Annotated in this window: 18 protein-coding genes and 1 pseudogene; 9 read left to right on the top strand and 10 right to left on the bottom strand. The window is 71.5% G+C overall.

Going from position 1 to position 17,579, the window contains the following annotated elements:
• Positions 1-240 precede the first annotated feature (240 nt).
• Positions 241-996 carry a GntR family transcriptional regulator gene (locus tag AAT21_RS18595; RefSeq protein WP_046777947.1) on the top strand — a complete coding sequence of 252 codons (756 nt, stop codon included), beginning with the start codon at positions 241-243 and terminating at the stop codon, positions 994-996.
• 18 nt (positions 997-1,014) lie between these two features.
• On the opposite strand, the gene AAT21_RS18590 is transcribed toward AAT21_RS18595, so the two are convergent.
• On the bottom strand, positions 1,015-1,554 hold the full coding sequence (locus AAT21_RS18590) for a DM13 domain-containing protein (RefSeq protein ID WP_046777946.1): 540 nt from the start codon (positions 1,552-1,554) through the stop codon (positions 1,015-1,017).
• Between the two features lie 69 nt (positions 1,555-1,623).
• On the opposite strand from AAT21_RS18590, the gene AAT21_RS18585 reads away from it, so the two are divergent.
• On the top strand, positions 1,624-2,637 hold the full coding sequence (locus AAT21_RS18585) for an FUSC family protein (RefSeq protein ID WP_046777945.1): 1,014 nt from the start codon (positions 1,624-1,626) through the stop codon (positions 2,635-2,637).
• Positions 2,638-2,868: 231 nt separating this feature from the next.
• On the opposite strand, the gene AAT21_RS18580 is transcribed toward AAT21_RS18585, so the two are convergent.
• Entirely contained in the window at positions 2,869-3,999 is a 1,131-nt protein-coding gene (locus AAT21_RS18580; RefSeq protein ID WP_046778466.1) for an RNA-guided endonuclease InsQ/TnpB family protein, read from the bottom strand.
• A gap of 50 nt (positions 4,000-4,049) precedes the next feature.
• Between AAT21_RS18580 and tnpA the strand changes: the two genes are divergently transcribed.
• From tnpA to AAT21_RS39115, 3 genes and pseudogenes are all read left to right on the top strand, one after another.
• Entirely contained in the window at positions 4,050-4,478 is a 429-nt protein-coding gene (tnpA, locus tag AAT21_RS18575; RefSeq protein WP_079025788.1) for an IS200/IS605 family transposase, read from the top strand.
• Positions 4,479-4,658: 180 nt separating this feature from the next.
• Positions 4,659-5,568: pseudogene (locus AAT21_RS18570) on the top strand (NACHT domain-containing protein); the annotation flags it as partial.
• A gap of 33 nt (positions 5,569-5,601) precedes the next feature.
• Complete coding sequence (locus tag AAT21_RS39115; RefSeq protein WP_167350593.1) at positions 5,602-6,036, top strand: hypothetical protein; 435 nt, start codon at positions 5,602-5,604, stop codon at positions 6,034-6,036.
• Between the two features lie 66 nt (positions 6,037-6,102).
• Here the strand turns inward: AAT21_RS39115 and AAT21_RS18565 are convergent, their stop codons facing one another.
• The gene (locus AAT21_RS18565) at positions 6,103-8,628 is read right to left on the bottom strand and encodes an ATP-dependent Clp protease ATP-binding subunit (protein WP_046777943.1); all 2,526 of its coding nucleotides are present in this window, start codon (positions 8,626-8,628) and stop codon (positions 6,103-6,105) included.
• A 462-nt stretch (positions 8,629-9,090) separates the two neighbouring features.
• Between AAT21_RS18565 and AAT21_RS18560 the strand changes: the two genes are divergently transcribed.
• Positions 9,091-9,675 carry an SCO3374 family protein gene (locus AAT21_RS18560; RefSeq protein WP_046777942.1) on the top strand — a complete coding sequence of 195 codons (585 nt, stop codon included), beginning with the start codon at positions 9,091-9,093 and terminating at the stop codon, positions 9,673-9,675.
• On the opposite strand, the gene AAT21_RS18555 is transcribed toward AAT21_RS18560, so the two are convergent.
• The 7 genes from AAT21_RS18555 to AAT21_RS18525 all read right to left on the bottom strand — a co-directional run bounded on the left by AAT21_RS18555 (position 9,654) and on the right by AAT21_RS18525 (position 13,817).
• Positions 9,654-9,989, bottom strand: coding sequence for a histone-like nucleoid-structuring protein Lsr2 (locus tag AAT21_RS18555; RefSeq protein ID WP_030027396.1), 336 nt, complete (start codon positions 9,987-9,989; stop codon positions 9,654-9,656). The genes AAT21_RS18560 and AAT21_RS18555 overlap by 22 nt on opposite strands.
• Before the next feature lie 165 nt (positions 9,990-10,154).
• Positions 10,155-10,685, bottom strand: a complete 531-nt coding sequence (locus AAT21_RS18550; protein ID WP_046777941.1) for an amino-acid N-acetyltransferase — start codon at positions 10,683-10,685, stop codon at positions 10,155-10,157.
• Between the two features lie 11 nt (positions 10,686-10,696).
• Positions 10,697-11,197 (bottom strand): BlaI/MecI/CopY family transcriptional regulator, encoded by a 501-nt coding sequence (locus AAT21_RS18545; protein WP_079025787.1) that lies wholly within the window; start codon positions 11,195-11,197, stop codon positions 10,697-10,699.
• 98 nt (positions 11,198-11,295) lie between these two features.
• Positions 11,296-11,463 carry a hypothetical protein gene (locus tag AAT21_RS38105; protein ID WP_046777939.1) on the bottom strand — a complete coding sequence of 56 codons (168 nt, stop codon included), beginning with the start codon at positions 11,461-11,463 and terminating at the stop codon, positions 11,296-11,298.
• A gap of 87 nt (positions 11,464-11,550) precedes the next feature.
• Positions 11,551-12,135 carry a hypothetical protein gene (locus AAT21_RS18535; protein WP_079025786.1) on the bottom strand — a complete coding sequence of 195 codons (585 nt, stop codon included), beginning with the start codon at positions 12,133-12,135 and terminating at the stop codon, positions 11,551-11,553.
• Positions 12,136-12,219: 84 nt separating this feature from the next.
• Entirely contained in the window at positions 12,220-12,405 is a 186-nt protein-coding gene (locus tag AAT21_RS18530; RefSeq protein ID WP_046777937.1) for a DUF397 domain-containing protein, read from the bottom strand.
• A 275-nt stretch (positions 12,406-12,680) separates the two neighbouring features.
• Positions 12,681-13,817: a threonine aldolase family protein gene (locus AAT21_RS18525; RefSeq protein ID WP_046777936.1), complete on the bottom strand. Its 1,137-nt coding sequence runs from the start codon at positions 13,815-13,817 to the stop codon at positions 12,681-12,683.
• 71 nt (positions 13,818-13,888) lie between these two features.
• Between AAT21_RS18525 and AAT21_RS18520 the strand changes: the two genes are divergently transcribed.
• From AAT21_RS18520 to AAT21_RS18510, 3 genes are read left to right on the top strand one after another with little or no spacing between them, the layout of a single operon-like run.
• Positions 13,889-14,854 (top strand): Rossmann-like and DUF2520 domain-containing protein, encoded by a 966-nt coding sequence (locus AAT21_RS18520; RefSeq protein ID WP_412180324.1) that lies wholly within the window; start codon positions 13,889-13,891, stop codon positions 14,852-14,854.
• Entirely contained in the window at positions 14,851-15,846 is a 996-nt protein-coding gene (gene panC / locus AAT21_RS18515; protein WP_200904419.1) for a pantoate--beta-alanine ligase, read from the top strand. Before AAT21_RS18520 ends, panC begins: the two co-directional genes overlap by 4 nt.
• A complete protein-coding gene (locus tag AAT21_RS18510) occupies positions 15,843-17,579 on the top strand; it encodes an L-aspartate oxidase (protein ID WP_046777934.1) in 1,737 nt (578 codons plus the stop codon). The genes panC and AAT21_RS18510 overlap by 4 nt, the downstream gene beginning before the upstream one ends.

Raw genomic sequence — 17,579 nt, 5'->3', positions numbered from 1 at the left:
GCGCGGGGAGGGTGGGAGCGGTACGGCGGACTCGGCAGGTCCGAGGCCAACTTGTCTGAACAAGTCGGCCTCAGTAGGCCCGGCATCCATGACCTTCCGGTGAACGGAAGGCGACGGATTCCGGCCAATAACCTGGACACTCTCTCCTCGTTTCGGCCCGAGCGACCCTGCGCATAGGCTGTAGGCGTCAAACACACTGCGCACACTCGGCGTTCATGACGAGGGACAGGAGCACCACCGATGACGGCCCGGCACGAGGAGATCGCCGAGGAACTGCGCCGGGCGATCGACCGCGAGGAGTACGCGGTGGGGGCGCTCCTGCCCGCGGAGACCGAACTTGCGGCGCGCTTCGGGGTCTCCCGCGGCACCGTCCGTCAGGCGGTGGCCGCCCTGACCGCGGAGGGTCTGATCGGCTCCCGGCAGGGCGCCCGGCGGGTGGTACTGGCCAGCCGTCGCAGCCAGAGCTTCGCCGAGCTGCGCAGCTTCGCCCAGTGGGCCGCGGCCATGGGCCGCACGGCGACCGGCCGGGTGGTGTCGTCGGAGTACCGGCCGGCCACCGACCGGGACGCCATGTGGCTCCAGGTGGAGCCGGGCGCGCGCGTGCTGCACGTCCTGCGCGTGCGCGGGCTGGACGGCGAACCGGTCCTGCTGGAGCGCACGGTGTACGCCGGCTGGATCGCCCCCGCCGTCGAAGGCATCGAGCCGGACTGCCCGTCGGTGACGCAGCGTCTGCTGGACGACACGGGGCTGGTGTTCGCGTACGGGGAGCACCTGATCGACGCGGTCGCCGCGGGTGCCCGGGACGCCGAATTCCTCGCAGTGCGGCGGACCAGCCCGCTGTTGCGGGTGCGCCGCATGACCACCACACGGGACGGCCGGCCGGTCGAATGGTCCGACGACCGCTACCGTTCGGACGCGGTGGGCTTCAGCGTCCACAACTCCATCGGCAGCAACGCCCTGGCGCGCCGTACGGGCCCGGCACTCACCGGCACCTGAGCGCACCGGCGGTCCGGCTCAGGCCGGGGTGAGGGCGGCCGCACCGAAGGAGACGTCGAAGCGGTCGCACCAGATGCTGACGCTGGTGTAGTCGGCCAGGTTCACGTCCGCCGGGATCGGGTAGTTCTGGTCCCCCTTGTTGCCCTTGAGCTCGCCCAGGCTGACGTACTTGCCGTCGTCGAAGACGCGCCAGCCCGCCACGCCCTCCTTCACGGGGGCGTCGGTCAGCCACACCTTCAGGTCCGGCCCGTTGCTGGTGTCCAGCCCCTCCAGCCGCAGGAAGCGGGAGCCGTCCTGCGCCTGGATGATCTTCACCTCGCCGGTGGTGGTGTGCTCGTGGCTGATGAGATCGCCGGTGGCGAGCGTCCGGAGCGGGGCGGGCCCGGCGGAACCGGAGGGCCGCACGCTCGGTGCCGTACTGGGCAGGGCCTCCCGCACCGTCTGCTCCTGCCACAGCTTCCACGGCTCGAACCAGTACAGCCCCAGGCCCACCAGTACGGCTGCCACGGCCGCCGCGCCGATCAGCAGCGGCCGGCGCCGCCCGCCCTCACGTCCCACGTCGCACTCCTCGTCCGTTGCTCGCGCGGTTCGGCCGACTGCGGGACGGCGAACCCTACGATATCCGTTATGCCCGGTACGGTCGTCGTCGATCCGCAGGTCCCCTCCGCCGGCGCAAGGCTCCGGTCCGGCGCCCGCCTGGTGATCTGCGCCGCGGTGCCCTGGTACCTCTGCCTCTGGTGGGGCACGAGCACGGCGCCCGCGCCCGCCGCGCTGCCGGCCGTGCTGATCCTCCGTGAGGACGTCTACGCCGCGCCGCGCCTGGCCTGGGAGCGCCTCGCGGGCGTCTTCGTGGGCGTGCTGCTCAGCACGCTCCTCCTGGACCGGCTGCCGCCCTCGTCACTGGCCTTCCTCGCCGTGCTGGTCTGCGGGTGCGCCGGCATGTACCTGCTGGGCCGGCCCGGTTCCCCCAACCAGCAGGTGCTGATCACCGCGCTGATGATCTACGCCACCGCTCTCCCGGGGTACCCGCTGGCGCGCCTGGCGGAGACCCTGGTCGGCATCGCGGTGGTGGTGCTGCTCGGACCGCTGCTGTGGCCGCCGGACCCGTACCGGTCGGCGGCGGAGGGCCTCGACGCCTACCGGGCCGGGGTCGGGCGCCTCCTCGACGGGGTAGCCGGCCGGCTCGCCCGCGGCGGGCCGCCCGCCGCCCCGGATCCGCTGCCGGAGGGGGAGCGGCTGTGGCTGCGGCCGCAGGCCTGCCGGGCCGCCTTCGACCGGGCCGTAGGGCGCCGCCGGACCCGGACGCCGCCCGCCGGGCTCGACGGGCGGCTGGGCCTGGCCGTCCGGAGCGCCGTCACCCTGCAGTGCTTCACGCAGGAGCTCCGGGAGCGGGCCCGCGGCCTCGGCCCGGCGCCGGCCCCCGATCCCGCGCTGTGCGACATCGCCCCGCTGGTCCGGGCCACCGCCCTGGCCCTGGACGCCGCCCTGCGCGGGGACGAGTTCACCGCCGAGCTCGACCGGGCCCGCGGTCTCGACCTCGCCCACCGCGCGGCCCACCCCACCCGGCACGACGCGGTCCTGCGGGCGGGTCTGCACCTGACCCACGAGGCCCTCAGCGACCACCTCGCGGCCCGTGGCTGAGTGCGGTGCGGTCCGCCGGGACCGGCCGCGGCAGCAGCAGCGGGGTGGCCAGGGCGAGAGCCGAGGATGTGCTGGCTGCCGCGCACGAGGCGGAACATCTCGCAGATGTGCACGGTGTCGCCCGACCGCGCGTAGGTGAGCAGTTCGGTCAACTTGACCCGGCCCTGAAGGACCGGGCTTGGAGGTAGTGCCCAGCTGGCTGCTGGGGTGGACTCCTCCGTCCAGACACCCCTATGGAGTGGCAGGGACGCGTGACTCACGCCCCGCATTCCACACGTTCTCGCCACGGGTGGCGATGTTGTGGGAAGCGTTCCGGTCGGCGTGGGCAACGACCCCGCACCTCCGGCAGATGAAAAGCCTCTGGTCGACACGGTTTCGCTGGTCGACGTGGCCGCACTCGGCGCACGTCTGCGACGTGTACGCGGGATCAACGAAGACCAGGGGCACACCGGCCCGCTTGGCCTTGTAGACGATGAAGTCTCCGAGCTGGGCGAATGCCCAGGAGTGGAGTGCGACCCGTTGGGGCTTGCGGAGCCGTACCCGGTTGCGGATGCCCTTGAGTTCTTCGAGGGACAGGCCGCGCCCGGTGCGTTCAGCCTCGGTCACGATCGTCTTGGCGATGATGTGGTTCTGGTTGGCAGCGTGCCGCGCCTCTTTGCGGGCACGGGCCTTGAGCCGCCGCTTGGCGCTCTTGGTGCGCTTCTTCTGGAGCTTGGCCCGCAGGGCAAGCTGTCGCTTGCGGTACCGGTTGAGCCCCCGCCCGGCCGCGAGGTAGCCGGTGGAGGCAGTGGCGATGTTCTCGATACCGAGGTCCACGCCGATGAAGCCGTCCGGCTCGTACTGCACGGCCTCGGGCACGTCACAGGTGGCGACGAGGTAGAACACGCCGTCGCGCTCGATCAGATCGGATTCGCCCTGCCGGTACGCCTGGAGCATCTTGAGCGCGTCGACGGAGCAGGCGAAGCGGATGTTCCTGACCCGGCCGTCCACGGTCCAGACGGACACGGTCCGCTGGTCGTACTGCCAGCTCAGGCACCGGTCGTCATACGGCTGGGCGGCCTCGGGGCGAAAGGTGACGGGCTTGGACTCGGCCTTGCGGCGACGCCTGGAACCTTCCTTGCCGAGGTTGCCGGCCCGAATGTTGGCCTTGAGAGTGGTATACGAGTCGCGCACCTTCTTGATGACGTGTTGCGCGGCCTGCGCTCCCAGCCCACGGGTTCTGAGTTCGGCGTAGGTGTGCTTGCGCAGCGCGTACTCACGCGGCACACCGTGCTCGAACGCCACCTCCGACACCCAGTTCGCGGCGTCATTGACCGTGCACAGGGTGCGCTCAAGCGCGGATGCCTGCACGGCATCCGGCATGAGCTTGACCTGCGCCACGATCTTCACGGGCGCGATCGTAGCATTGATCTATGTCACCACGCTGGGAGCCAAACCCCGATATCCGCAGGGGCCGTAGCGTTGTCTACACCCTGCATGCACACTTGGTCTTCACCCCCAAGAACCGGCGCGGACCGTTCACCGACGAGATCCTTCGACGCTGCGAAGAGGTCATGCGCGGCGTGTGCACCGACTTCGGCGCGGAGCTGCGGGAGTTCAACGGCGAACGCGATCACGTCCACCTGCTCGTGCACTACCCGCCCAAGGTCGCCATCTCCCGACTCGTCGGCTCCCTCAAGGGCGTCTCCGCCCGACGCCTGCGGCAGGAGTTCCCCGGCCACATCCGCAAGTACCTGTGGGGCGAACACTTCTGGTCGCCGTCCTACTTCGCCGCCTCGTGCGGCGGCGCCCCGCTCGCTGTCATCAAGGAGTACATCGAGAACCAGAAACGTCCCGGCTGAGGTCAATAATGCAGACCCGTGCGNCGGCGGCGCCCCGCTCGCTGTCATCAAGGAGTACATCGAGAACCAGAAACGTCCCGGCTGAGGTCAATAATGCAGACCCGTGCGTCCGCGCGGGTCAGAGCAGTGTTAAGAAGCGCTTCCTCCCGGGCGTGAACGCCCGGGGTTCCGCGCTAGATCATGCTGAACTTCTTCACCCAGCGCTCCACCTTCGTGGCCGCGACCCTCGTCGAGCAGAGCCGGCTGCACGCCGAGACCATCGCCAAGGTGGACGAACTGCTGGGGCGGATCCCCCGCCAGGACGGCCGCGACGCCGCCTTCGAGGAGCGCTACCTCGCCTACGCCGCCCGCCGCCACGCCGCCCTCACCATCTTCGGCCTGGACCTGGAGCCGGGCTCCTCCCGCTGGCCGCTGGACGCGGCGTACGTCAGCCTCACGGCCCAGCCCACCGAACGGGACGAGACCGGGGAACGGGGGGCCGGCGCTCCACCGTATTTTCTGCGCGGCGAGGCCGGATCGGGCAAGACCACGCTCATCCAATGGCTGGCCGTCTCCGCTGCCAAGGGCCCCGGAAACGGACTCATCCCCTACGTGCTCCCCCTGCGTACCCTGACCCGGCACGGCGAGCGGCTGCCGTCGCCGCGCGGCTTCCTCGCCGGGACCCCGCTGGCCGGTGAGGCCCCCGAGGGCTGGGAGAGCCGGGTTCTGCGCGACGGGCGGGCCCTGCTGCTGGTCGACGGCATCGACGAGATCCCCAAGGCCGAACGGGAAGGCGCCCGGGAGTGGCTCGCCGACCTGGTCACCGCCTATCCCGGCAACCGCTGGCTCGTGACCTCGCGCCCCTTGGCGGTCCGGAAGGACTGGCTCGCGGGCGAAGCCTTCGCCGAGATCACACTGGACCCGATGAACCCGGCGCACGTCCGGGCCTTCATCGAGCGCTGGCACACCGCCGCAGCTGCTCCCGATGGATACGCGGAGCCTGGCCCGCCTCGCCAACAATCCGCTGCTGTGCGGTCTGATCTGCGCACTGCACCGCGAGCGTCGCGGCTTCCTGCCCACCGGCCGCAAGGAGCTGTACGCGACGGGGCTGCACGGTCTGCCCCTGGAGGTGGCCCGTCTCAACGTGTCCGCCCAGGGCCTGCACGAGGTCCTGTCGAGCTGGGACCGCCTGGCGGCTCTGGAGCTGTACACGCAGTTGCCCTGGTCGGCCCGTAGCCTCCCGTCCGGAGCGAGCCTGGAGATCCTGCGCCTGGACGCACCGGCGGTGGACGTCACCGGCCTCGGCCGGTACGCGGGACTGCGCATCCTGAACCTGGGCCACCGCTGGCGTCCGACCCGTCGGGCCGACTGGGAGGAGCTGGGGCGGCTGGAACACCTGCAGGAGCTCGCCGTGCCGGAGGAGGTGCTGGAGGAGCTCGTCGAGCACCTCCGGCTGCCGTCACTGGGGACTCTGCGACTGTACGGGGAGGCCATGCTGTCGCCGGGACTGGAGCGGCGGCTGGCCGAGCTGTTCCCCGGCGCCGAGATCGAGCCCTACAGCTACGTGTACGAGCAGTAACGGCAAAAGGGGCGGCCCCGGGACTCGGAAAGTCCCGGGGCCGCCCCTGATACCGCTCGGTCGCGCTTACGCGCCCTTCGACAGGTCCGGGCCGGAGCCCGTGGCCTCGATCGGGGGGAGGTCGGGCAGCGCCGACTTCTCCTCGCCGCGGAAGGTGAACTTGGCTTCCTCGCCCTCACCCTCCTTGCCGACGACCACGATGTGACCGGGGCGCAGCTCGCCGAAGAGGATCTTCTCCGACAGCACGTCCTCGATCTCGCGCTGGATCGTCCGGCGCAGCGGCCGGGCACCCAGGATCGGGTCGTAGCCGCGCTTGGCGAGCAGGAGCTTCGCGTCGCCGCTCAGCTCGATGCCCATGTCGCGGTCCTTCAGGCGCTCGTCGACCTTGGCGATCATCAGGTCGACGATCTGGATGATGTCTTCCTCGGTGAGCTGGTGGAAGACGACCGTGTCGTCGACACGGTTCAGGAACTCGGGCCGGAAGTGCTGCTTGAGCTCTTCGTTGACCTTCGCCTTCATCCGCTCGTAGCCGGTCTTCGTGTCGCCCTGGGCCGCGAAGCCCAGGTTGAAGCCCTTCGAGATGTCCCGCGTGCCCAGGTTGGTCGTCATGATGATGACCGTGTTCTTGAAGTCCACGACCCGGCCCTGGGAGTCGGTCAGACGACCGTCCTCCAGGATCTGGAGAAGGGAATTGAAGATATCCGGGTGGGCCTTCTCGACCTCGTCGAAGAGGACGACGGAGAACGGCTTGCGGCGCACCTTCTCGGTGAGCTGGCCGCCCTCTTCGTAGCCCACGTAACCGGGGGGCGAACCGAAGAGGCGGGAAACCGTGTGCTTCTCGCTGAACTCCGACATGTCGAGGGAGATCAGCGCGTCCTCGTCGCCGAAGAGGAATTCGGCGAGCGTCTTGGAGAGCTCGGTCTTACCGACACCGGACGGGCCGGCGAAGATGAACGAGCCACCCGGGCGCTTCGGGTCCTTCAGACCCGCACGGGTACGGCGGATCGCCTGGGAGAGCGCCTTGATGGCGTCCTTCTGGCCGATGACCCGACGGTGGAGCTCGTCCTCCATGCGGAGCAGTCGCGAGGACTCCTCCTCGGTGAGCTTGAAGACGGGAATGCCGGTCGCGGTCGCGAGGACCTCGGCGATGAGCTCGCCGTCGACCTCGGCGACGACGTCCATGTCGCCGGCCTTCCATTCCTTCTCGCGCTTGGTCTTCCCCGCGAGCAGCTGCTTCTCCTTGTCGCGGAGGGAAGCCGCCTTCTCGAAGTCCTGGGAGTCGATGGCCGACTCCTTGTCCCGGCGCACGGCCGCGATCTTCTCGTCGAACTCGCGGAGGTCCGGCGGCGCGGTCATCCGGCGGATGCGCATCCGGGAGCCGGCCTCGTCGATCAGGTCGATCGCCTTGTCCGGGAGGAAGCGGTCCGAGATGTACCGGTCGGCCAGCGTCGCCGCCTGGACGAGGGCCTCGTCCGTGATGGAGACGCGGTGGTGGGCCTCGTAGCGGTCGCGCAGGCCCTTGAGGATCTCGATCGTGTGGGGGAGGGAAGGCTCCGCCACCTGGATCGGCTGGAAGCGGCGTTCGAGGGCCGCGTCCTTCTCGAGGTGCTTGCGGTACTCGTCGAGCGTCGTGGCACCGATGGTCTGGAGCTCACCACGGGCCAGCATGGGCTTGAGAATGCTCGCGGCGTCGATCGCGCCCTCGGCGGCGCCCGCACCCACGAGGGTGTGGAGCTCGTCGATGAACAGGATGATGTCGCCGCGGGTGCGGATCTCCTTGAGGACCTTCTTCAGGCGCTCCTCGAAGTCACCGCGGTAGCGGGAACCGGCGACCAGGGCGCCGAGGTCAAGCGTGTAGAGGTGCTTGTCCTTGAGGGTCTCGGGGACCTCGCCCTTGACGATGGCCTGCGCCAGGCCCTCGACGACGGCGGTCTTGCCGACGCCGGGCTCGCCGATGAGGACCGGGTTGTTCTTCGTACGGCGGGACAGCACCTGCATGACCCGCTCGATCTCCTTCTCGCGCCCGATGACCGGGTCGAGCTTGGATTCGCGGGCAGCCTGGGTGAGGTTGCGGCCGAACTGGTCCAGGACGAGGGAGGTCGAGGGCGTGCCCTCGGCCGGGCCGCCGGCCGTGGCCGACTCCTTGCCCCCGCCGGTGTAGCCGGAGAGCAGCTGGATGACCTGCTGCCGGACTCGGTTGAGATCGGCGCCCAGCTTCACGAGGACCTGGGCCGCGACGCCCTCGCCCTCGCGGATCAGGCCGAGCAGGATGTGCTCGGTGCCGATGTAGTTGTGGCCGAGCTGGAGGGCCTCTCGGAGCGAAAGCTCCAGGACCTTCTTCGCCCGCGGGGTGAAGGGGATGTGGCCGGACGGGGCCTGCTGCCCCTGACCGATGATCTCCTCAACCTGCTGGCGAACAGCCTCGAGCGAAATCCCGAGGCTCTCCAGGGCCTTAGCGGCGACACCCTCACCCTCGTGGATCAAGCCCAGGAGGATGTGCTCGGTGCCGATGTAGTTGTGGTTGAGCATCCGGGCTTCTTCCTGAGCCAGGACGACAACCCGCCGCGCGCGGTCGGTGAACCTCTCGAACATCGTTTATCGCTCCTCAGAGCGGTCGGGCAGTTCGGGGTCGGTCCCCGCCCTGTCCTTCCGCATGCTAGTCCCGTGGGGCGGGACAGCTCATTCCAACTGCCGACATCTGTCCACGGCTCACCCCTGCATCAGCGGGAAAACCGGCTCGAAGAGCCGACAACTGCTCCAACTCGATGGTGCGAGACGATGTTCCCGCAGGCCAGGCAGATACCCGTCATGCGTGTACGCCGACGGCGAACGGAAGCCGGTCAAAACAGCGTGTCGCCCCGATCCACTAGGAATGTCTTACCCGTAAGGGCTGACACTCCATGCCGGTGACACCGGTTCCCTCCGCTGAGGGCGAACAGAGTTCCGTCTCGAATGTGGGGCTCCACCTCCGCGGACGTTTACGTTCCGCACATCTTCGGGTGCGGAACGTCACATCCACCGTAACCCCGAAGCGTTTCTGCAGTTGCTCCGGATATGGCCGTAACCCTGCCGTCCGTCCCGTCGCCCCGCTTCGCGCCCGAGGAGGACGCGTACGCCGCCTGGTACGGGAAAGTGCTCGGCTGGACCGTCACGGGCGGGCCGCCGGCCCAGCTCGTGACCGGTGTCGGCTTCGACGTGCTGGAGCTGCCGTCGGACGCGGGGACGGCGCTGTTGCGCCGGCCGGTCGCCACGGGTCCGGTGGCCGTGATGGGGCGCCGGATGCGGTTCCTCGTGGCCCCGGGGAGCGCAGAAGAGCTCGACGGGCTGCTCGACTGGCTGGAGTGGGGCGGGGTCGCCCTGGATCTGACCGCCCTGGGTGCGGGCGGGCGGATCACCGCCCCGGCTCCCCCGGGGCGGCCCCTTCCGGGAGAAAGCCCTCGGGGGGCCGCCGTATGGCTGCGACCCCCCGAGCAGGGGTGTGAGGCACTGCTGCCGGCCCTGCCCGGTCCCGGGCGGGCCGCAGGGCCCGCTCACGGGCCCGATCTCGTACGCCTGGTCGCGGCGGCGGCGACGGAATGCCACCGGGCGCGGCTGGGGCGGCGTACGAACGGGGTCCGTCAGCCCTTGGCCTTCTCGTAGGCCTCGCGGATCTCGGCCGGGACGCGGCCGCGGTCGTTGACGTTGTAGCCGTTCTCCTTGGCCCATGCGCGGATCTCGGCCGTGTCCGGGTTGCCGGTCGCCGCGGCGCGGCCCTTGGCGCGGGCCGCGGTGGCACGGCCACCGGTACGGCGGCCGCCCTTGGTGTACGGGTCGAGCAGACCGCGGAGCTTTTCAGCGTTGGCGGTGGTGAGGTCGATCTCGTAGGTCTTGCCATCCAGAGCGAACGTCACCGTCTCGTCCGCCTCGCCACCGTCGAGGTCGTCGACAAGAAGGACCTGAACCTTCTGTGCCACCGGGATTTCCTTTCATCGAAAAGCAGTACGCGGAAAGGAAACCGCTTTTCCCAGGAAAACACAAACCCCCCGGGAGAGGTTCAGGACCGCAACGAGGCGGGAAACGTGCGCGATTCGGACATAGGCCACAGGTGCGCGGAGCGCCGGAAAAGCTGGGGCCATCGATCAGAGGTGCAGAAGCATCCGGCTGTTGCCCAAGGTGTTCGGCTTCACTCGTTCGAGACCGAGGAACTCGGCGACGCCCTCGTCATAGGAACGCAAGAGCTCCATGTAGACATCGGTGTCGACCGGGGTCTCGCCGATCTCGACGAAGCCGTGCTTCGCGAAGAACTCGACTTCGAAGGTCAGGCAGAAAACCCGGCTCACCCCGAGCGTGCGGGCGGTGCTCAACAACTGCTGGAGCACCTGATGGCCGACGCCGGCGCCCTTCAAGTCGCGGTCGACGGCGAGAGTGCGCACTTCGGCCAGGTCTTCCCACATCACGTGGAGTGCACCGCAGCCCACCACCTGTGCATCGGAGTCGCGTTCCGCGACCCAGAACTCCTGGATGTCCTCGTAAAGGACGACCGGTGCTTTGTCGAGCAGGATCCGCTGCTGCACGTACTGGTCGAGGAGGCGGCGCAGCGCGGGAACATCGCGTGTGCGGGCACGGCGGATCGTCACTGTTTCTGCGTGTGCAGAGGAAAACTCTCCCATGGCTGCGGACGCTATCGCTCCGGCGGCGTCGGGCGCCCGGCGGACTCCCCTTCGGCCTCGGGTGGCGCGGAGACTTCGGCGGGGGGTTCCGCGGAGACTTCCGCGGGACGTTCCGTACGGGGTTCCGCGGGGGCCTCCGTGGCGGACTCGTCGTCGTACTGGACGACCCGGACGGCATCCCGGAGGGCCTCGCGCTGTTCCGCGGACATCATGCCGAAGAAGGCGACGAGAGCGGCGGCGGGGTTGTCGCTCGTCGACCAGGCTTCGTTCATCAGTGCGGCCGAGTAGGCGGCGCGGGTGGAGACCGCCGTATATCGATAGGCACGGCCTTCGGCTTCCCGGCGGACCCAGCCCTTCTGATGGAGATTGTCCATAACGGTCATGACCGTGGTGTACGCGATGGACCGTTCCTGCTGGAGGTCTTCCAGGACTTCCCGGACGGTGACCGGGCGGTTCCACTGCCACACCCGCGTCATGACGGCGTCTTCGAGTTCTCCCAAGGGCCGAGGCACAACAGCACGATAGTGCGGGTTGTGCGGATTTGCCCGACTATTCGCCCGGCAACGCGCAACAAAATCGGGCGCACGGTCCGTACCCGTGCGCCCGCGCTCTAGTTCTGCTGCTGGCGGGTGGCTTCGGCCTTGGCGATCACGGCGTCGACCGCCGCGTCCTCCTTGGACTTGTTGGAGCCGCCCTGGCTCTTCACGATCGTCACGACGATGGCGATGAAGAACGCGGCCATCACGAAGGGGGGCACGAGCGCGGAGACGTAGTCCATGTCCCCAGCGTAGCCACCCGCGCCCGGTCCGGTCCGGGTGGGTGAGGGGTGGGTCCCGCCACCGTCACCCGGACCGCCCGGGCGGGCTCACACGACGGCGAGCCCGGACGCCGGGGGCGCGGCGGGCTTGCGGCGCGGCGGGAAGACCTCACCGGGGGTGGGGACCGGCCGCTCGGGGCGCGGGCGCTCCTTGGGCGCGGGCGCCGGCCGCGGCGGCTCCGCCTGGCCGCCCGCCAGGGTCAGCAGGCGGGTGCGGGGTGCGGGGGTCGTGGTCAGGCGGCGCCGTACGGATCGCTCCGCGACCGCCCGGGCCCGCTCCAGCAGCGCGGCGGCGGCCGGATTGGCCCGGAGGGCGCGCAGGGCCGCGAGGTCGTCGGGGACCGGCTCGTAGCCGGCGGCGAGGGCTTCCCGGAGCAGGGCCAGGTAGCCGGGGAGGCTGCCGGGCAGGGCGCCGCGGTAGCGGGCCAGATCGTCCAGGACGAAGGCTCTGAGCCGGCCCGCCTCCCGGACCGCTTCGTCCACCGACTGCGCGAGGCGCAGGCAGTCCTGGACCTCCTCGGCCGCCAGGGGGGCCGAGGAGGACTGAAGGGCGTGGGCGAGCGAACGCCTGAGCACGTGCAGCTCAGCGGCGCTGAACGCCATGCCGCCGCGGGATCCGTAGGGCGTGGGCATGGGGCCGAAGATACGCGCTAATCGGACAAAATCCCCTTAAGGGGGCTGACTGCGGCGCGGCGCGGCCGGACCCGGCGCCGGACCTCAGCCGGTCTCCTTCACGGCGCGCAGGAAGTCCGTCCAGGCGGCCTGGGTCGTGGCCAGGACCAGGTGGGCGGGGTCGACGCGGTCGGCGACCTTGACGAGGGCTCCGGGGGTGACGGCGACGTAGACGCAGGCGTCTCCGTCACCGCAGAACGAGGACTTCCGCCACGTGGGCTGAGCGGTCATGGTGTCTCCTCCGGGCACGGTGGCCGGTAAATGCGGTCAAGGGACGGTAACTCCGCGGCCGGTCCTCACCGGCGACTTTCACGCAATCCGGCGTGTCGCCACGTCCCTGCGGGGGTGCGGGTGGTACACGGCGGTGCCGGCCCGTCGCAGCCCCGCGGTCGTTTCCGCGGGTGCCGGCCGGACCCGCGCCGCCGAACCGCGGCGGGGCTGGTTCCGGCCCCGCGGGCGTCGTCGGACATGGGCCACCGAAGCCGGTACCCGCCGTGCGGGCGCGGTCAGATGCGGGCCAGGAAGTCCGAGACCGCCGCGTGGACGTCGGACTCCGTCCAGGACAGGCCCGGCCCGGTGACGCCCAGCTCGGTCACCGCGAGGCCGGGCGGCCCGCCGGCCGACCAGCGGCGGAAGAGGACCGTGCCGGTCTCCTCCGCCTGCCGCAGGCCCGCGTCCGTCAGCCGGTCCGGGTCGTGGGGCAGCCACACCTGGAACTGGTGCGTGTGCGGCTCCCCGGGGTGGACGCGCGACCACGGGACGCCGGCCGTCGCGAAGGCCTCGCGCAGCGCCCCGGCCACCATCCGCGCCTGCGCCACGTACGACGGCAGCCGCGGCAGCTCCCGGTCCAGTCCGGCCAGTGCGGACAGGGCCTGCGGGAACTGCCGGAAGATCTGCCCGCCGTAGCGGTGGCGCCAGACCCTGGTCTCCTCCACGAAATCCCGCGGCCCGGCCAGGGCCGCCCCGCTCAGGCCGCCCAGCGACTTGTAGAACGAGACGTACACGGAGTCGGCGAGCCCGGCGATCTCCGGCAGCGGGCGGCCGAAGCGGACCGTGGACTCCCACAGCCGGGCCCCGTCGAAGTGGATCACCGCCTCCCGCTCCCGGCCCGCCTCCACCAGCGCCACCAGCTCCTCCCAGGTGGGCAGCAGGAACCCGGCCTCGCGCAGCGGCAGCTCCAGCATCAGCGTCCCGAAGGGCTCCCGGACGGCCCCGAGCTCCTCCGGGGTCGGCTGGCGCGGCTCGGTCGTGGGGTGCACGACCCGCAGCCCGGAGACCGTCGAGAGGGCGTCGCCCTCCCACATCTCGGGGTGGCTCATGGGGTGCAGCGCGACGACCGGGTTCCCGGTCCGGCCGGCCCAGCAGCGCAGGGCGACCTGCTGCGCCATCGTGCCACTGGGGAAGAACGCGGCGTCCTGCGTCCCGAGCAGCTCCGCGACCCGCCGCTCCAGCTCCTCGACGATCCCGTCGCCGTAGAGGTCGGCCGGCGCGTCCATGTCATAGGCGTACGGACCCTCGGCGAGCCGTGCCAGGGACTCACCCACCGTGGCCTCGCGCGGACCGCGGGTCAGGGTCCTGCCCGCCGCCCGCCAGGCCGCCGCGAGCCGCTCGTCGCGCTGCGTTTCCTCGTTGCTGTCGCTCATGACCCCTGATCCTCCATGACCCCTGATCCTCGCCGCTCGTCCCCGACCGGCCAAGAGCCTCACGGGCTAGCATGGCGGCGTATCGTCCGGTACCCCTGCGGACTGGAACGGAAGGCATTTCCCGCGTGAATCCATCACAGCAGCCACGCCCTGCCCGGCTCGCCGTCGGCGTCGTCGGGGCGGGCCGCGTCGGCCCGGCACTGGCCGTAGCGCTCCAGCAGGCGGGCCACCGGCCCGTCGCCGTGTCGGGCGTGTCCGACGCCTCCGTGCGCCGCGCCGCGCGGATGCTGCCCGACGTACCGCTCGTGCCGCCCGCGCAGGTGCTGGAGCTGGCCGACCTGGTCCTGCTGACCGTCCCCGACGACGCGCTGCCGTCGCTCGTGGAGGGGCTCGCGGAGACCGGCGCGGTCCGGCCCGGCCAGCTGCTCGTGCACACCTCGGGCCGGTACGGGACCGCCGTGCTCGACCCGGCGCGCCGCGCGGGCGCCCTGCCGCTGGCCCTGCACCCCGCGATGACCTTCACCGGCACCGAGGTCGACGTGCAGCGGCTGGCCGGCTGCTCCTTCGGCGTCACCGCCCCCGACGAGCTGCGGCTGGCCGCCGAGGCCCTGGTCATCGAGATGGGCGGGGAGCCCGAGTGGATCGCGGAGGAGAACCGCGCGCTCTACCACGCGGCCCTCGCCCTCGGCGCGAACCACCTGGTCACGCTGGTCGCCCAGTCCCTGGAGCTGCTGCGCACGGCCGGGGTCGCGCACCCCGACCGGATGCTGGGCCCGCTGCTCGGCGCGGCCCTCGACAACGCCCTGCGCTCCGGTGACGCGGCCCTGACCGGGCCGGTGGCCCGCGGGGACGCCGGTACGGTCGCCGCGCACATCTCCCAGCTGCGCCGGCACGCGCCGGGCACGGTCGCCGGATACCTGGCCATGGCCCGTACCACCGCCGACCGGGCCCTCGCCCACGGTCTGCTCAAGCCCGAACTCGCCGAGGACCTGCTCGGTGTACTCGCCGACACGGACCCTGACGGGGGCGACCAGTGACCGAGCTGCTGCTGCTGCACACCGCCGACGAGCTGCACAAGCTGCCGCGCACCGGGCGGCGGGCCGTGGTGATGACCATGGGCGCCCTCCACGAGGGCCATGCCACGCTGATCCGTTCCGCCCGTGCGGCGGCCGGGCCCGAGGGGCAGGTCGTCGTCACCGTCTTCGTCAACCCGCTGCAGTTCGGGGCGGGCGAGGACCTCGACCGCTACCCCCGCACCCTCGACGCGGACCTGGCGGTCGCCGAAGAGGCGGGCGCCGACGCGGTGTTCGCCCCCGCCGTCGACGAGGTCTACCCGGGCGGGGACCCGCAGGTGCGGATCAGTGCCGGCCCGATGGGCGAGCGCCTCGAAGGGGCCACCCGGCCCGGCCACTTCGACGGGATGCTGACCGTTGTCGCCAAGCTGCTCCACCTGACCCGGCCCGACCTGGCCCTCTTCGGCCAGAAGGACGCGCAGCAACTGGCCCTGATCCGGCGGATGGTGACGGACCTGAACTTCCCCGTCGAGGTGGTCGGCGTACCGACCGTCCGCGAGGAGGACGGGCTGGCGCTGTCGTCCCGTAACCGCTACCTCTCCCCCGCGGACCGGCGGACCGCCCTGGCGCTGTCCCGGGCCCTGTTCGCGGGCCGCGACCGGCTCGCGGCGCAGGCCGCGCTGCGGGCCCGCGCCGAGGCCGCCCCGGCCACCGACGAGCGGGCCACCGCCCTGGCCCGGCTGGGCGAGATCCGTGCCTCGGCCGACGCGCACGCCGTCTCGGCGGCCTGTACGGGCCTGCCGGACGCGGTCCGGGCCGCGGCGGGCCACGTACTGGCCGACGCGGCCCGCTCGGAGCCGCCGCTCGTCCTGGACTACCTGGCGCTGGTGGACCCGCAGGACTTCACCGAGGCCGGTCCCGACTTCACCGGGCAGGCCGTGCTGGCCGTCGCCGCGAAGGTGGGCACGACCCGGCTGATCGACAACATCCCATTGGAATTCGGAGCACACTCGTGAGCACCCCTGGCAGAGGCCCCGCAGGCAGCACCGGCATACGGCTGCACGCGCCGGCGCCCGGCTGGTCCCTGGACGCCGACGTCGTGGTCGTCGGCTCCGGCGTGGCGGGGCTGACCGCCGCGCTGCGCTGCGCGGCCGCGGGCCGCCGTACCGTCGTGGTCACCAAGGCCCGGCTCGACGACGGCTCCACCCGCTGGGCCCAGGGCGGCATCGCCGCGGCCCTCGGCGAGGGCGACACCCCCGAGCAGCACCTCGACGACACCCTGGTCGCGGGCGCCGGCCTGTGCGACGAGGAGGCCGTACGGCTGCTCGTCACCGAGGGCCCCGACGCGGTGCGGCGGCTCATCGACACCGGTGCGGTCTTCGACACCTCCGCCGAGACCGGGGAGATAGAGCTGACCCGCGAGGGCGGCCACCACCGCCGGCGGATCGCGCACGCGGGCGGCGACGCCACCGGCGCCGAGATCTCCCGGGCGCTGGTCGAGGCCGTGCACGCCGCGGGCATAGAGACCGTGGAGAACGCGCTCGTCCTCGACCTCCTCCAGGACGCTCGGGGCCGTACGGCCGGTGTCACCCTGCACGTCATGGGCGAGGGCCAGCACGACGGCGTCGGCGCCGTCCACGCGCCCGCCGTGATCCTGGCGACCGGCGGCATGGGCCAGGTCTTCTCCGCGACGACCAACCCGTCGGTGTCCACCGGCGACGGTGTGGCGCTCGCGCTGCGCGCCGGCGCAGAGGTCTCCGACCTGGAGTTCGTGCAGTTCCACCCGACGGTGCTGTTCCTCGGCCCGGACGCCGAGGGGCAGCAGCCCCTGGTGTCGGAGGCCGTCCGGGGCGAGGGCGCGTACCTCGTCGACGCGGACGGCGTGCGCTTCATGCAGGGGCAGCACGAGCTGGCCGAGCTGGCGCCGCGCGACATCGTCGCCAAGGGCATCATGCGCCGCATGCAGGAGCAGGGCGCGCAGCACATGTACCTGGACGCCCGGCACTTCGGCGCCGAGATGTGGGAGCAGCGCTTCCCCACGATCCTGGCCGCCTGCCGCTCGCACGGCATCGACCCGGTGACCGAACCGATCCCGGTGGCGCCCGCCGCGCACTACGCGTCCGGCGGCGTACGGACCGACCTGCACGGCCGCACCACCGTCCCCGGCCTGTACGCCTGCGGCGAGGTGGCCTGCACGGGCGTGCACGGCGCGAACCGGCTCGCCTCCAACTCCCTGCTGGAGGGGCTGGTCTTCGCCGAGCGGATCGCCGAGGACATCACCGCGCAGGAGCACGGCGGGGGCGGCCCCGGCGTGCCGGTGCCCTCGACCGGACCGCTGCAGCCCGCCGAGGCCCGCCACGAGATCCAGCGGATCATGACGGAGGGCGCGGGCGTCCTGCGCTCCGCCGCGTCGCTGGCCGCGGCGGGCGAGGCCCTGGAAGGGCTGTACGCCACCGCCCTGACCGCGCTGGAGACGCACGGCAAGACCGCCGTCCCGGGTGTGGACACCTGGGAGGCGACGAACCTGCTGTGCGTGGCGCGGGTCCTGGTCGCCGCCGCGCAGCGGCGCGCGGAGACCCGCGGCTGCCACTGGCGCGAGGACCACCCGGACCGGGACGATGCCCGGTGGCGCCGCCACCTCGTGGTCCGGCTCTCGGCCACCGAGAAGCGGGCCCTGGTCGTCGTACCCACCGACTCCGCGGACTTCCCGTCCGTGCACCCCCTGAGCACCCCGAGCCTGGAGCAGTGA

Source organism: Streptomyces yangpuensis, from assembly GCF_001005295.1.
GTDB classification, from domain to species: Bacteria; Actinomycetota; Actinomycetes; order Streptomycetales; family Streptomycetaceae; genus Streptomyces; species Streptomyces yangpuensis.
The sequence above is the reverse complement of the archived record's forward strand: the minus strand, read 5'-3'. Positions and strand labels throughout refer to the sequence as shown.

Bases quoted from the DNA above. Each gene is read 5' to 3' on its own strand.
- AAT21_RS38105 (WP_046777939.1), bottom strand. From the start codon at position 11,463: ATGGACTACGTCTCCGCGCTCGTGCCCCCCTTCGTGATGGCCGCGTTC.
- AAT21_RS18525 (WP_046777936.1), bottom strand. From the start codon at position 13,817: ATGAGCGACAGCAACGAGGAAACGCAGCGCGACGAGCGGCTCGCGGCG.
- AAT21_RS18580 (WP_046778466.1), bottom strand. From the start codon at position 3,999: ATGCCGGATGCCGTGCAGGCATCCGCGCTTGAGCGCACCCTGTGCACG.
- tnpA (WP_079025788.1), top strand. From the start codon at position 4,050: ATGTCACCACGCTGGGAGCCAAACCCCGATATCCGCAGGGGCCGTAGC.
- AAT21_RS18595 (WP_046777947.1), top strand. From the start codon at position 241: ATGACGGCCCGGCACGAGGAGATCGCCGAGGAACTGCGCCGGGCGATC.
- AAT21_RS18565 (WP_046777943.1), bottom strand. From the start codon at position 8,628: ATGTTCGAGAGGTTCACCGACCGCGCGCGGCGGGTTGTCGTCCTGGCT.
- AAT21_RS18550 (WP_046777941.1), bottom strand. From the start codon at position 10,685: ATGGGAGAGTTTTCCTCTGCACACGCAGAAACAGTGACGATCCGCCGT.
- AAT21_RS18520 (WP_412180324.1), top strand. From the start codon at position 13,889: ATGGCGGCGTATCGTCCGGTACCCCTGCGGACTGGAACGGAAGGCATT.
- AAT21_RS18585 (WP_046777945.1), top strand. From the start codon at position 1,624: ATGCCCGGTACGGTCGTCGTCGATCCGCAGGTCCCCTCCGCCGGCGCA.
- AAT21_RS18530 (WP_046777937.1), bottom strand. From the start codon at position 12,405: ATGACCGCTCAGCCCACGTGGCGGAAGTCCTCGTTCTGCGGTGACGGA.
- AAT21_RS18535 (WP_079025786.1), bottom strand. From the start codon at position 12,135: ATGCCCACGCCCTACGGATCCCGCGGCGGCATGGCGTTCAGCGCCGCT.
- AAT21_RS18560 (WP_046777942.1), top strand. From the start codon at position 9,091: ATGGCCGTAACCCTGCCGTCCGTCCCGTCGCCCCGCTTCGCGCCCGAG.